The organism is Pseudoalteromonas sp. SCQQ13 (genome assembly GCF_015864415.1).
GTDB classification, from domain to species: Bacteria; Pseudomonadota; Gammaproteobacteria; order Enterobacterales; family Alteromonadaceae; genus Pseudoalteromonas; species Pseudoalteromonas nigrifaciens.
The window spans coordinates 104,353-118,389 of sequence record NZ_JADYXG010000004.1 but is presented as its reverse complement, the minus strand read 5'-3'; the positions used below and the strand labels follow the sequence as shown (position 1 = coordinate 118,389).

Annotated in this window: 15 protein-coding genes; 6 read left to right on the top strand and 9 right to left on the bottom strand. The window is 39.1% G+C overall.

What is annotated here, in order from left to right; genetic code table 11:
- The first annotated feature begins 55 nt into the window (after positions 1 to 55).
- On the top strand, positions 56 to 583 hold the full coding sequence (locus I6F41_RS04920; RefSeq protein ID WP_197107825.1) for a hypothetical protein: 528 nt from the start codon (positions 56 to 58) through the stop codon (positions 581 to 583).
- A 73-nt stretch (positions 584 to 656) separates the two neighbouring features.
- On the opposite strand, the gene I6F41_RS04915 is transcribed toward I6F41_RS04920, so the two are convergent.
- Complete coding sequence (locus I6F41_RS04915) at positions 657 to 1,199, bottom strand: carboxymuconolactone decarboxylase family protein (RefSeq protein ID WP_011329822.1); 543 nt, start codon at positions 1,197 to 1,199, stop codon at positions 657 to 659.
- Between the two features lie 110 nt (positions 1,200 to 1,309).
- On the opposite strand from I6F41_RS04915, the gene I6F41_RS04910 reads away from it, so the two are divergent.
- Positions 1,310 to 1,894, top strand: a complete 585-nt coding sequence (locus I6F41_RS04910) for a TetR/AcrR family transcriptional regulator (protein WP_011329821.1) — start codon at positions 1,310 to 1,312, stop codon at positions 1,892 to 1,894.
- Positions 1,895 to 1,977: 83 nt separating this feature from the next.
- Here the strand turns inward: I6F41_RS04910 and I6F41_RS04905 are convergent, their stop codons facing one another.
- The 5 genes from I6F41_RS04905 to I6F41_RS04885 form a co-directional block, all read right to left on the bottom strand.
- Complete coding sequence (locus I6F41_RS04905; protein WP_197107823.1) at positions 1,978 to 4,098, bottom strand: methyl-accepting chemotaxis protein; 2,121 nt, start codon at positions 4,096 to 4,098, stop codon at positions 1,978 to 1,980.
- Positions 4,099 to 4,194: 96 nt separating this feature from the next.
- Positions 4,195 to 5,421, bottom strand: coding sequence for an organoarsenical effux MFS transporter ArsJ (arsJ, locus tag I6F41_RS04900; protein ID WP_197107821.1), 1,227 nt, complete (start codon positions 5,419 to 5,421; stop codon positions 4,195 to 4,197).
- Between the two features lie 12 nt (positions 5,422 to 5,433).
- Entirely contained in the window at positions 5,434 to 6,447 is a 1,014-nt protein-coding gene (locus I6F41_RS04895) for an ArsJ-associated glyceraldehyde-3-phosphate dehydrogenase (RefSeq protein ID WP_197107819.1), read from the bottom strand.
- Between the two features lie 156 nt (positions 6,448 to 6,603).
- On the bottom strand, positions 6,604 to 6,948 hold the full coding sequence (locus I6F41_RS04890) for a metalloregulator ArsR/SmtB family transcription factor (protein WP_197107817.1): 345 nt from the start codon (positions 6,946 to 6,948) through the stop codon (positions 6,604 to 6,606).
- A gap of 156 nt (positions 6,949 to 7,104) precedes the next feature.
- A complete protein-coding gene (locus tag I6F41_RS04885; protein ID WP_011329816.1) occupies positions 7,105 to 7,533 on the bottom strand; it encodes an organic hydroperoxide resistance protein in 429 nt (142 codons plus the stop codon).
- 128 nt (positions 7,534 to 7,661) lie between these two features.
- Between I6F41_RS04885 and I6F41_RS04880 the strand changes: the two genes are divergently transcribed.
- A complete protein-coding gene (locus tag I6F41_RS04880) occupies positions 7,662 to 8,096 on the top strand; it encodes a MarR family winged helix-turn-helix transcriptional regulator (RefSeq protein ID WP_011329815.1) in 435 nt (144 codons plus the stop codon).
- Between the two features lie 402 nt (positions 8,097 to 8,498).
- On the top strand, positions 8,499 to 9,845 hold the full coding sequence (gene astB / locus I6F41_RS04875) for an N-succinylarginine dihydrolase (RefSeq protein WP_086996791.1): 1,347 nt from the start codon (positions 8,499 to 8,501) through the stop codon (positions 9,843 to 9,845).
- A 289-nt stretch (positions 9,846 to 10,134) separates the two neighbouring features.
- Here the strand turns inward: astB and I6F41_RS04870 are convergent, their stop codons facing one another.
- The gene (locus tag I6F41_RS04870) at positions 10,135 to 11,001 is read right to left on the bottom strand and encodes a mechanosensitive ion channel family protein (protein WP_011329813.1); all 867 of its coding nucleotides are present in this window, start codon (positions 10,999 to 11,001) and stop codon (positions 10,135 to 10,137) included.
- A gap of 226 nt (positions 11,002 to 11,227) precedes the next feature.
- On the opposite strand from I6F41_RS04870, the gene I6F41_RS04865 reads away from it, so the two are divergent.
- Entirely contained in the window at positions 11,228 to 12,226 is a 999-nt protein-coding gene (locus tag I6F41_RS04865; protein WP_197107815.1) for a DUF4382 domain-containing protein, read from the top strand.
- Between the two features lie 55 nt (positions 12,227 to 12,281).
- The gene (locus I6F41_RS04860) at positions 12,282 to 12,962 is read left to right on the top strand and encodes an SDR family oxidoreductase (protein WP_197107813.1); all 681 of its coding nucleotides are present in this window, start codon (positions 12,282 to 12,284) and stop codon (positions 12,960 to 12,962) included.
- 234 nt (positions 12,963 to 13,196) lie between these two features.
- On the opposite strand, the gene I6F41_RS04855 is transcribed toward I6F41_RS04860, so the two are convergent.
- Together I6F41_RS04855 and I6F41_RS04850 are read right to left on the bottom strand one after the other, a co-directional pair.
- Positions 13,197 to 13,496, bottom strand: coding sequence for a type II toxin-antitoxin system RelE/ParE family toxin (locus tag I6F41_RS04855; RefSeq protein WP_011329810.1), 300 nt, complete (start codon positions 13,494 to 13,496; stop codon positions 13,197 to 13,199).
- Positions 13,484 to 13,741, bottom strand: a complete 258-nt coding sequence (locus tag I6F41_RS04850; protein WP_011329809.1) for a type II toxin-antitoxin system Phd/YefM family antitoxin — start codon at positions 13,739 to 13,741, stop codon at positions 13,484 to 13,486. The genes I6F41_RS04855 and I6F41_RS04850 overlap by 13 nt, the downstream gene beginning before the upstream one ends.
- Between the last annotated feature and the right edge of the window lie 296 nt (positions 13,742 to 14,037).

Here is a 14,037-nt window from a genome sequence, read left to right as displayed (position 1 = left end):
CTCACCTATACTGTATCTAGGCCATACCCAGATTCACTTATACTAGGCAGTAATTATGTCATATTTAAAAACACTGATACTAACCTTTTGCATTGTATTTACAACCATTCTAAATGCACAGCCTGCTGATTTAGCTAAAGAGCTCAGCGCATTTAAGCCATATTTAGGCACATGGCAGGCTAATTTTACAGTCCCTGAAGGCGCAAAGCCAAAGCAAGACATTAGTAAATGGCAGCGGGCTTTAAACGGTAAAGCTATTCGTACTATGCACTCAATTAACGAAGGGGAGTATGGCGGCGAGTCGATGATATTTTACGATAATAAAAAAGACTCTTTAGTATTTTATTATTTCACTACGGCGGGGTTTTACACTAAAGGCACAATGAAGATACTTAGCCCTACTCAGTTTGTAGCCTATGAAGAAGTAACGGGAAATAAAGAAGGCATAACTAAAGTTAAGTCTACCAGCGAAATTAAAGGTGATGAATTTATTGTATCAACCTCGTACTTAAAAAAAGGCGAGTGGACTAAACCTGCAACCCGAACCTATACACGCAGTAACCAGCAGGTTAAGTTTCAATAAAGCGTTTATAACAACATTTAATTGAAAAAGGCAGCCAAGGCTGCCTTTTTCATAACTACTTAGAATTTATAAACTACTTTATGAATTTTTTAAATGGTTCATCAACTGGCGTATCTGCAAGGTGGTTAGTGTAGTTACTCATTACTTTTTGCGATAAGCCTACAATAATTTCAAGCAGTTGTTGCTTGCCATAACCCGCTGCAAAAAACTTTTCAATCTGCTCATCACTTATCACACCGCGGTCACGTGCCATTGCAAGTGTGGTTTCACGAAGTGCTTCAAGCTTAGGATCAGCAAGTGGTGTTTTATTTACTAGCGAATCAACAATACCTTGATCAACTTTCATTGACGCTGCAATTGCACTGTGGGCTGGCACACAATAATGACAGTTATGTTCAACGTTAATTGATTGCCATACAACCGTTAATTCTTCAGCATTAAATGACGTGTTTTGAAACAGCTCATGCAGTACTTGATAACCTTTAAGTAAAGTAGGTGCTTCTGCCATTACTGCATGTAGGTTCGGTACCATACCAAACGCAGCTACTGAATCGGCCATAAGAGATTTTGATTCTTCAGGTGCATTTTCTGCTGTATATAAAGTAAATTCTGTCATGTTTAGCTCCAATAAATAATTAGTTAGTTAACTTCGAGACACATACTATTTGATTTTGAGCGGTTGTTCAAGTTAAAATTGAGCATGTGTTCAAATAATTGAGAAATGAGATGGCGAATAAGATTAAGTTTGAGCGTGAGACAGTTGTCCGCCTTGCAAGTCAGCTATTTTGGGAAAAGGGTTTTCATGCAACATCGACGCGTGATTTACAAGAAGCTATTAATATGCGACCTGGCAGTATCTACTCTGCTTTTGGCTCTAAGGAAGGGCTTTATATTGAGTCTTTACGAGACTACACAGTACAAATGGAGAGCCAGATTAAAGAGTGCCTATCCACATCAGATACTATTTTGGGTGGGCTGCGCGCTTTTGTTGAAAATGTAATAACAAAAAAAGAAAGTGCGCCTAGTGCTATTTGTATGCTGGTAAAGGCCAACTGTGAATTTGCAGATAAAGACAGCAATTTATATCAACTAAGCTTAGATTTAATTGATAAATTTGAAAACTACCTTTCGGTTCTTTTTGAACAAGCAATAGCAAAAAATGAGTTAAGTAATAATATATCTGCGCAAGAGTATGCACGCTTTTTTGAAGTGCAGTTTACTGGTTTACGTGGTTATTTTAATCGCCCGGGTGTTGAGTCACTGGCTCAGCCAATGATAGATCAAATGTTTAAGATCATAAAAAGCTTATAAACGTCTCATTTTAGTTATTTGAACAAAAACGGCAGTAATTTAAATTACTGCCGTTTTTATTTTGCCTCAGTGCTAAATAACTATTACGTTTTTAACTTATTAAGTTCTGAGTCTTGTTGCGCAACTAATTTATTAAGTACTTCACTGCTGTCGCCTGCTTGTGAAGATAAATCAGATAGCTGCGAAGCCGCGTCTGATATCAGCGTTAAATTACGGTTTATTTCTTCGCTCACTAAGCTTTGCTCTTCAGCTGCGGTAGCAATATGCGTAATTTGATTGGTAATTTCGTCCACTTTAATTACCACGCTGTGCAGTGCATCAAACGCTACTGAAGTTTCATCAACTGCACTTTGTGCCCGTACTACGCCTTTTTCGATAACCGTTGAAGCATTACCTACTTCAAGCAACAAGCTATCAATTAATCGACTAATATCATCGGTTGATGAGCGCGTTTTTGATGCCAGTGCACGCACTTCGTCTGCAACAACCGCAAAGCCTCGACCATGCTCACCCGCTCGTGCAGCTTCAATTGCAGCATTTAGCGCAAGTAAGTTAGTTTGCTCTGAAATAGTACGAATAACATCTAAAATTTGCGTTATGTCGTTACTGCGCGATGCCACTTTTTGTACCGCTTGGTTAGCTTCTTTAATTTCCTCAGACATGGTTTTAACTTGGCTCATGGCTGATGACAAACTCGTTTCACTGCTTACCACTAAGCTATTAATTTCACCCGCTTGTTGCGCCGATTGTTCTGATGCGCGAGCAACTTCAAGTGCAGTTGCGCTCATTTCATTCATTGCAGTAACTACGCTTTCAATTTCGTGAAACTGCGCTTGTACATTATGTTTAGTGTCAATAGCAATATGCTGGGCAATTTCACCTTGCTGCTTAGTTTGATCAGACACATCTTTTAGCTGTGCAATTAACACTCTAAGCTTAGTTAAAAATCGATTAAAGCCATCGGCTAATGCAATTAGCTCTGCATGCGACTCTACATGCAGCGTATGGGTTAAGTCGCCCTCCGAGCTAGCAAGGTTATCAACGCGTTGCTGAATTTGCTGCAGTGGAGCAACAATACTGCCAATAACTAGCTTCATAATAATAAAAGCAACAACTGCAATTGCTAAACCGGTTATTAAAATAATAACCCCTAGTGACTGCGCAGTTTGCTGCATGTTTTGCGAAAGAGCTTGCGGCCCAGCCAGTGCAAGCTCTGCTGGCACTTCTATAATTAACGACCACTGCCTATTAGCAAGCTTAATATTAATTGGGTAATTAACTAAATACTGATCGTTAGCTTTAAAAATACCACTGTGATCTTTTAGCTTTTCTAAATTATTAATCGTTACTGCGTTAACAGCTTCTTTAAAAGGACGCCCTAATTTAGATTTATAATGGCTGCTACCAACCACTAACCCCAAATCACTCAGCAAGGTTACTTTTGCTTTGCCATTATAAATTTGCTTAGAAAGCTGCTCTGTCATGGTTTGAAATGTAGGTAGTGTTAAGTCAGCGCCAGTAATACCAATAAACTGCCCTGATTTTAAAATAGGCACTGTTAAAGACGTTAGCATAACCGAATCGCCAGAGGGAATTTCGTATAGGTAGGGTTCCATAATACACGGCTTAAGTGTGTCTTTAGCACATAAATACCAATGTGCCTCTCGAATACCAAACTCGTTAAGTGTTGTAATGTATTTATCTGCGGCGTTAGCTACTTTTTGCTGTTCAATAACACCGTTTTCGTCGCGGGTAATATATACTTCAAGTGTGCCAGCACCATCAACAGAATGTTTATAACCTTGCTGAAAGTAGGCGTCTTGGCCGTCAAAAGCGTTGGCTTCAAACTGTGAGTAAACCGATGATAAAAGAGTGTTTTTTTCAATAATAGCGTGGTTAATACTTACCACTGTATCTCGGTTTAAGCTATTTTGCTGTGCTGCGTCGCCAAGTAATGCTGCCAATGTATAGGGAATTCGGTAGGCTTCGTTAATAAATCCAGCTATTCTTTCACCGTAAACAGCCGCGTTTGCATTAAGTTTTTCTTCTACTTCAGCAACTATATATTCTTCAGACTTGGCCGCTAAATCTTTATTACTTAATGATAACTGCCACCATAAAATACTCGAAAGTACTAATACAGTTATAAATATACTGCCCACTGAGAGCCACAATAACTTTTTTGCTAACGCTATTTCCCGCATTCATCACACCCTTTAATTAATTAACGTATATAGTTTAGTTGATCTATAAAATGAAGCTATTAATTTAGTGTAAAAACAGCAATCTCATACAAAAGTTTAGCCTTCATGTTTAGCCAAAAAAGCGGTGGCTATTGCAGCCATAATGAGTAAAAAAACACTAACCCATAAACACGCCACTAGCCCATAAAGCTGAAATACCCAACCAGAAAGCACAGTACCCAGTAAGCGCCCCATGGCATTGGCCATGTAATAAAAGCCTACATCGAGCGACACACCATCACTGCTAGCAAAGCTCACTATTAAATAACTATGTAGCGATGAGTTAACAGCAAACACCCCACCAAAAATAAATAAGCCCACTATAAGCGTATAATTTACCGCACTATTAAATTGCATTAGCAGCGCTAAAACGCCAGTTACAACGCACAATAGCGCAACCCATTTATATGCTTTATTAACTGTATTAAAACCAGAGGTAATAACTTGCCCAGTAATTCGCGGTGCTTGCGATTGCACTAACCCATACGCTATTACCCACAGTGCCATAAAGCCACTCACCCAAGTATGGTTCCAGTTAAATTGCGTGGCTAAATACACAGGCAGAGCCACTACAAACCACACGTCTCGCGAGGCAAATAAACACAATCGTGCTGTGCTAAGTAAATTAATAGCGCGAGATTTAGAGAATAACGTTTTAAATTTAGGTTTGTTTTTGGCCTTACCTATATCGCCTTTTAAAAAGACTAAACTTATAACCCAGGCAACACTCAATAAAACGATTAAAGTAAACAACGCACCAACAAAACCAAATAAAGTAAGCAGTACCCCACCTAAAAAGAAGCCCACTCCTTTTAATGCATTTTTAGAGCCAGTAAGTATGGCAACCCATTTATATAATTTACTTTGCCCGCTGCTGTTTTGCGGCACCAAATATTTAATCGCGCTTTTGGCGCTCATTTTATTAAGATCTTTGGCAATCCCACTTAACGCTTGTGCTGCCATTACATAAGCAACCGTTAACCAATCTGTTGGCACGCAAAGCATAGCAAGCGCAAGTATTTGCAGCCCTAAGCCTATATTCATGGTTTTATTTAAGCCAAGTTGCGCTCCTAACCATCCCCCCACTAAGTTAGTGATCACGCCAAATATTTCGTAAAACAAAAACAACATAGCAATCGCTAATGCGCCATAACCTAACTGATGAAAATACAGCACCACTAACATTCGCAGTGCGCCATCGGTTAAAGTAAAAGCCCAATAATTGCCGGTAATGATAAAATACTGTTTTAGTGAGCTTGGTAAGTTAGCTAGTTGCACAAACATTAAATTAGCCTATTAACTTGATTGATCACTTAAACCAACTTTTAGCATTAGCTCTGCAGTACGATTTGCATAGCCCCACTCGTTATCGTACCAAGCGTATAATTTAAGCTGAGTGTTGTTAATTACCATAGTTGAAAGCGCATCTATTATGCTGCTGCGCGGATCGGTTGCGTAATCAATCGATACCAGTGGTTTTTCCTCGTAACCTAAAATACCTTTAAGCTCGTTATTAGCCGCACTTTTAAACCAGCCATTTACTTCATCTTCACTAACGCTGCGCTGCAGTTCAAACACACAATCGGTAATTGAGGCATTAGTAAGTGGTACACGTACAGCATGGCCGTTTAATTTACCTTTAAGCTCAGGAAAAATATGCGTAATGGCTGTTGCGCTGCCTGTTGTTGTTGGTATTAAACTTGTGCCACAAGAACGTGCTCGGCGTAGGTCTTTATGTGGTGCGTCAATAATGGTTTGCGTGTTGGTAATACTATGAATAGTGGTTATGGAGCCGTGTTTAATTCCAACTTTTTGTTGCAGTACCTTCACAATAGGCGCTAAGCAGTTGGTGGTACAGGAGGCCGCAGTAACTATTTTGTGCTCACTTGGCTTATAAAGATGATCGTTCACCCCTATTACTATATTTAAAATGCCCTCTTCTTTTACCGGTGCGGTCACCACCACGCGTTTAACACCTTGGGCTAAATACGCATTTAGTAACTGGGTCGTTTTCATTTTACCGCTAGCTTCTATTACTACATCGCAACCAGACCAATCGTTGTCGTTAATGGTTTTATGGTTGCTTACAGTTATATTGTGTTTGCCAACCTCAATAATATTATTAGTAGCAGTAACAGAATGATGTAGACGCCCATGCACTGAGTCAAACTCCAATAAATGGGCATGGGTTTTAGCATCGCCCGCTATATCATTTACTTTTATAAACTCTATATTTGGCCAGTCAACCGCTGCGCGCAGCGTTAAACGCCCCATACGGCCAAAACCGTTAATGCCTACTTTAATGGTCATAATAAAATACCTTTTGTTATATTAATTACTTAATCTGAACTCTGGTTAAGAGATTTACTAACGTATTGAGTCATAGTTATATTTATTTTCTCTAGCCAGAGGTTTTCAGTGAAAATAGCTGCTTGAGATAAGTTTATTGTCCGGAGTTCAGGTTACTTAGGAACAGCGCTCAGGGCGATTACCCATAGCATTTAAGCGTTCTAAATCACTTTTATAAAATGATGCTGTTGCAACACGTGTTTGCGTAATTACTATTTGTGCCCAATCTGGTAGCGCCTTATTAATACTGTAGTACACCCATTGGTTTTGTTTTCGATCTGTGAGCAACCCGCATTGGCGAAGCTGTGCTAAATGACGTGACACTTTAGGTTGGCTTAAATTAAGTGCCGCAACTAATTCGCAAACACATAACTCTTGCTGATCAGCTATAAGCAGTATGGCCTTTAAACGTGTATCGTCCGCTAGGCATTTATAAAATTGCAGGGGGTTGAATTGTTCCATAGCGTCCTCGTATCTTTAATATGTACACAATAAAACAAAAACTGAATATATGAAATATTGAATATACGATTTTCCGTATATTTATTTTTATGACCTCAAAAACAAAAAAGCACACAAGGTTATTGTGTGCTTTTTAAATATTAGCGAGTTTTGTTATTAAATAACCGACAGTTCAACTTCAATATTGCCGCGTGTTGCGTTTGAATATGGGCATACTAAGTGCGCTTTATCTACAAGCTCCTGTGCTTGCGCTTTATCCATATCACCCAGCGACACTGCTAGCTTAACTGCAATACCAAAACCACCATCAATAGCACCAATCGACACTTCAGAGTTAATGTGTGTGTCACTTGGCAGAGTAATTTTCTCGCTGCCTGCTACAAATTTAAGCGCGCCAATAAAGCATGCCGCGTAACCTGCTGCAAATAATTGTTCAGGGTTAGTCCCTTTACCATCATCGCCGCCTAAGCCTTTAGGAGTTGATAAATCTACATTTAAACGACCATCATCAGATTTAGCTGTGCCTTCACGGCCACCGGTTGCAGTTGCTTTTGCTGTATAGGCAACGTTTTGTAATACATTCATAATGAACTCCACAATTTAAAAAATCAATTTATTTAGTTTGTGTGCAAAATAATAGAACAACTAAATATAGATTGCAAATATTTTGCGTGCAAATTAAAATACGCTTTATTCAGCAAAGAGGTTAAAGCATGTCGTTTGAGCAATTAAAATTAAAAAATCAGTTATGTCATCGTTTGTATATGGCATCTAATAGTATTGCTCGCGCTTATAGGGAGCCTTTAGCTGAACTTAATTTAACTTACCCGCAGTATGTAGTAATGATGGCATTGTGGGAGCAGGACCAAATAACCATTGCCGAGCTTATAAATAACACCGCGATTGATGGCGGTGCAATGACCCAAATACTAAAAAAAATGACCGACAAGTCATTACTTGCCGTAGTAAAAGACGAGCACGACAAGCGCAAGCGTTTAGTGCAACTCACTCAACAGGGGCAATCACTAAAGCTAAAAGCGGCTGATATACCTAGCAAAGTGCTGTGTAAATTTAATAACGTAAATACAGAGCAAGCAAAACAACTAATGCAGTTACTCGACTTAGTCGTTAACGATTTATCTAATTAATTACATAAACCGTTTAAAATAGCGCGTGTATCAAATAAGTGCATACAGCCCAAAAAACCCACCATATAAGTGCAATAAGCTAGCAACTTTTTTATATAAAAACACTAATTCATTGATTCGTATTCATAAAATATTCAATTAAACGTTGGCATACTTCTTCCTATCACTTTATGTGTTTAAAAAACTTCAAAGGAAAAGCTATGTTTAATTTATATCACACACTTTATTCACTATGGCGTTTAGATGTTAGTTTTTGGCAAGTAAACGAGCCAAATAATCCGCGTACTACCGCTGATAAAGAGCGTATTCTCAGCCGTTAAGCTTTTCTTGTTGGTGTCGCTTTGCAAGTAAACCCAATGCATTGTATTGTTAGTTCTATTAAACAATTTATTTGGAATGTGTATGCCTGCCTTAGAAGTTAATTTTGATGGTTTAGTTGGCCCTACCCACAATTATGCGGGGTTATCGTATGGTAACGTTGCTTCGTTAAATAACGCCGCTAGCTTTTCAAATCCCCAAGAGGCGGTGCTTCAAGGCCTTGAAAAAATGAAAGCCATGCACGACAAAGGCTTAACTCAAGGTGTATTTGCCCCCCATGCACGTCCCGACTTAAATATACTGCGCCGCCTGGGATTTAGCGGTAACGACGCGCAAGTTATTAATAAAGCTTTTAACGCCGATCCTATTTTATTACGCGCATGTTATTCAGCCTCAGCAATGTGGACAGCAAACGCCGCAACTGTGTCGCCATCGCCCGATACAACCGATGGCAAAGTGCACTTTACCGCTGCAAATTTAAATAATAAGTTTCATCGCTCGTTAGAGCCTGCCACCACAACGCGGTTGTTAAAAGCAATGTTTAATAACCAAAACCACTTTGCGCATCATACCCATTTACCCGATCAAGGCTTTTTTGGTGATGAAGGTGCAGCAAACCACACCCGTTTTTGCGACAGCCATGGCGAGCAAGGCCTAGAAATGTTTGTATTTGGGGCCAGTGCATTTAACAGCCATTTACCAAAACCGGTTAAGTTTCCTGCAAGGCAAACACTCGAAGCCTCTGAAGCTATTTGCCGCTTACATAATTTAAAAGATACCAGCCAAATTTTACTGCAGCAAAACCCTGATGTGATTGACCAAGGGGTTTTTCATAACGACGTTATTGCAGTAGGTAATGCCAACGTACTGCTGTGCCATCAGCAAGCATTTTTAAATCAGCAGCAAGCATTGCAAGATATTCGCGAAGCCTATGTTGGTAATAAACAATTTTATATTATTGAAGTACCTACAAGTAAAGTAAGTATTCAAGATGCAGTTAGTAGCTATTTATTTAATAGCCAACTAGTAAGCCTAAGTGATGGCTCTATGTTATTAGTAGCGCCAAAAGAGTGCCAACGTAATAGCGCGGTTAACGACTACATTGAAGAAATGATCATGGCCGATAATCCTATAAACCAAGTACGCTTTTTTGATTTACGCCAAAGTATGCAAAATGGCGGCGGCCCAGCTTGCTTGCGTTTACGGGTTGCTTTGAACGAGCAAGAACTCGCTGCAGTAAACCCAGACGTTATTTTAACCGATACTAAATACACACAATTGTGTAACTGGGCACAACGTAACTACCGCGACCAATTAGGTGCTAAAGACTTTGCCGATCCAGCACTGCTGAGCGAAAGTTACCAAGCACTTGATGAGCTAACCCAACTACTTAATTTAGGCTCAGTGTACGACTTTCAATTAGAAGGTTAATTACTTACTTAAGCTAAATAACCTGAGCTCCGGATAATAAACTTATCTCAAGCAGCTATTTTCAGCACTAACTGCGTTGAATTTACTTGCAATAGGCCAGCTATTGACGCGTAAATTCGCCTTGTTTTCACTGAAAACCTCTGGCTAGAGAAAATAAAATTAAATATAAATACGATTCAATACGTTAGTAAATCTCTTAACCAGAGTTCAGGTTAAATAATTACAAACGATACAACAAAAAATAGCGAGCCTTAGCTCGCTATTTTTATGTGTGCTGATACTGCTAATATTAATCTACTTTTGCAGTGTCTTTATTAATTGTAACGCTTGTTGCTAGCGACTCAGGTAAGTGCAAAGTGCGCTGCGGGAATGGAATTGTTAGCCCTGCTTGCTCAATAGACTCTTTAACGCGCTTATTAAGATCCCACACTGTTTGCCAGTAATCACCATTTACAGTCCATGCGCGTAATTGTAGGTTTACCGAACTTTCGGCTATAGATACCACCATTACTTTTGGCGCTGGCTCTGCTAGTAAACGCCCTTCTGAGCTGGCTATTTGTTTAAGTACATTTAAGCCATCATCTATTGAGTCGGCATACGAAATACCCACTACAATATCCATGCGTCTTTTACCGTTACGGGTAAAGTTTTTAATATTACCACCCCACACTTTGCCGTTAGGAGAGGCTATATAAAGGCCGTCGGTGGTTTTAAAAATAGTAGTGAATAAGTTAATTTCGCTCACCGTACCCGATGTACCACTGGCATCAATAAAGTCACCTACTTTAAAAGGTCTCAGTATTAATAACATAATACCTGCAGCTATATTACTTAACGTACTTTTTAACGCCAAACCAATTGCTAAACCTGCAGCGGCCATTAGTGCCACTAAACTGGCGGTATTGACCCCAAAAATATCTAAAATAAATAACGAGCCAATTATATAAACCAAGTAACTCGAAAGGCGAGAGATAATAGGCAGCAAAGTTTTATCTAATTTATTAAGCGGCGATTTAGAGCCATTAACTGCTCTTTTAACAGCGCGGGCAATTACGCCACTGGCAATTAAAATCACCAAAGCTAAAATCACTTTGTATCCTAAAGTGATGATTGTTTCTGAATGGCTTTGCCAAAATGCTAAAAGTTTATCTTTCATGTTTGTTCCGATAAATGTGGCTGAAACTCAGCAAAATTATGGTTAAATTTAATAAAAACGACTTCAAAAGAAGTGGCGCGAGTATATAGTAAAAAACAATTAAATCGATAAAATTAAAAACCATTTAAAACAGCATGTTAAAAGTTCTAACTCTTCATATTTTTAATTCAATTTAGGTTAAGGGTTAAATACATACACTTAACAAATCAAATAAAAGGAACCAAGCATGAACTTTAAATCAACAATATTAAGTAGCGCTATTATTTTTGCCTTAGCAGGCTGCGGCTCATCAAATGACGAAGCTGAAACAACCCCACCGCAAGCAAGTGATAAAACCACTTTTAGCTTAGGCATTTCCGACGCACCAGTCACTGGTTTAAAACAAGTTAACGTGGTGTTTGATTCAATAACAATTAAAGCCCAAGCAGGTGAAGAAGTTAGCTTTGCAACTCGCTCTAAAAACGATTCCACCTTAGCGCAAATGGTCAATTTACTAGACTATACGGGCGACGATATTTTTCAATTACTTGACGATCAAGAAGTCCCCGCTGGGGATTATTCGTGGATCCGCGCACAAGTGATAAACGGCGACACGAACAACCTTAGCTTAACATCTCACGTAGTTTATGAAGACGGCAGCATTGCACCGCTTATCGTAAAAAGAAAAGGTAACGATGGCGTGGGTGAAATTCAGCTAGATGGCTTTACACTCAATCAAACCGACAACGAGTTTGTATTAGAGTTTGACTTAAAAAAATCGTTAGTTGATCCACAAAATAATGACGAAATATTTTTAAAACCTCGCGGCGTGCGTTTACAAAATCTCTCTGAATCACAAGATATTGAAGGCACTGTAAGCCAAACACTTATAAACAATTGCGAGACTGACAACATTGGTCTTGCCGCTGATGATTCATCATTTGGCCATGCTGTTTACCTTTACTCTGCGCAGGCACAAACCCCTACAGATATGCATGAAATAGATGACCAAACGCCTGATAACGCTCCGCTGGCGACTGCCAATGTTGTATTTGATGCGGACGATAATGAATACGAATTTGAACTCGCATTCATAACACCAGGCGACTACCAACTTGGTTATACGTGTAGCGCACACATAGACGATGCAGAGCAAGTAGATGCTGACTTTAATGTTTATCAACTGAAACAAATTAGTCTAACGCAAACTGAAGATTTATCAGTCAGTTTTGACATAGCACAATAACTGCATGGCGCACATTGAGCTGCGCCTTTATTCATTTGTTAACAAGGAAAAAACCATGGCAAAAGAGAAAATAGTACTCATCACCGGCGCTTCTAGTGGCATTGGTGAAGCAACGGCAAAAACCTTAGTAAACAACGGTCATAAAGTTATATTAACCGCCCGTAGAGAAGAGCAACTTAACCAACTTGTTGCCGAGCTAGGATCAGATAACGCACTGGCTGTTGCCGCAGATGCCACCGACTTTACCGCGCTCGAAAACGTAGTTACCAAAGGCATTGAAAAGTTTGGCCGATTAGATGTAGCCTTTGCTAACGCAGGTATGGGCGTTTCAACTGCTGGCACCGAAAAAGGTGATCCGGATGAGTGGTCAACCATGATCGATATAAATATTAAAGCCCTATTGTGGAGCGCAAAATTAACACTGCCGCATTTACGCAAAACTACCGGACACTTCATTTTAACCAGCTCTGCCGCTGGCCGTAAGCCAATTGGTGGCTCTATTTACGGTGCAACTAAATGGTTTGCTTATGGCTTTGGACAAAACTTAGCTGAGGAAATGAGCGAGTGGAATGGCCGCTGTACAACCATAGCACCAGGCATGGTAAACACCCCGTTTTTTGATGAAGCTAAACCCGACAAACTCGACCCACAAGATGTAGCCGACGCCGTACTGTTTGCTATTGAAGCAAACCAGCGCAACAGCGTACGCGAAATTTATTTAATGCCGACTAATTAAAGCGTTAGTTGGTAGAGTTTGGCTGTCAGGTTTAATGCTAATGGTGTTAAACCTAATGGTTGCTTGTCCTAAATATGGGCTGAGAGCTGTTTGAGAGAAAAATTTTGGTCGTTTAAAAGCCCTGTTATATTTTTTAAACTGCACTTGTCGCTCTATTTTAATTTGCGATTTTCTTAGTAATCAAGATGGATTCAGCCAAATTTTCATACTAGTGGATTTACTTGTTAACCGTATTTAATTCTGTAAAAGAAACCTGCGTAAATCTCGCTCTTGTCGCATTACATGTAAAATATAAACCTTATCATTTTCAATTTTATAGAAAATACGACACGGATTAACAATAACTTCTCGGTAGTTTAAGTTATTTAGCTCAGCAGGCCTTTTACCTGATTCTGGATGATTTTCTAACCTTGATACTTTCTCAAATACTTTTTGAACCAATTTTTTAGCCACAATCAGATTACTTAAAGCAATATATTCAGCAACATAATTTAAATCATCGAGAGCTGGAGATGTCCATATTATTTCAGCCATTTACTCATTTTCTCTTTTGCTTCTTGATTAGAGAATAAATGGCCATTTTTAATAGCTTGTTCACCGCGCGCTACACCTTCAAGGATTGCTATTCGTTGTTGCATGAATTCATAATCATCAACATCAACTAGATAAGCAGATGGTTTACCATGTTCTGTAATTAACACAGGCTCTTTTGAAGTATGAAGATCAGCTAATATTTTAGTAGCTTGGCGTTTAAGAGTCGTAACTAGCTCAACTTTCATAAAAAATCCTATCTAGAACTTAAGTAATGTATCACTATAGTATCACAGTAGCCGGAGGTTACAACGACACGACTAAAAATTAGCCTACGATATTTGTCATTTCACAAACCGAAATATTCCTATATTACAACAACTTAACCAAGCTATAAAATAAACAACTGTAAACAGTTAGTTAGCTTCGCCTTACCTTTTCTAAATGTAGCAAAACCCCAAAATGGTGGAGTTCAGTAATATCAGACGTATAGCTGATTAGTTATACCCGTTGATTATTAATTAAGTGGTTATATTTAAATACC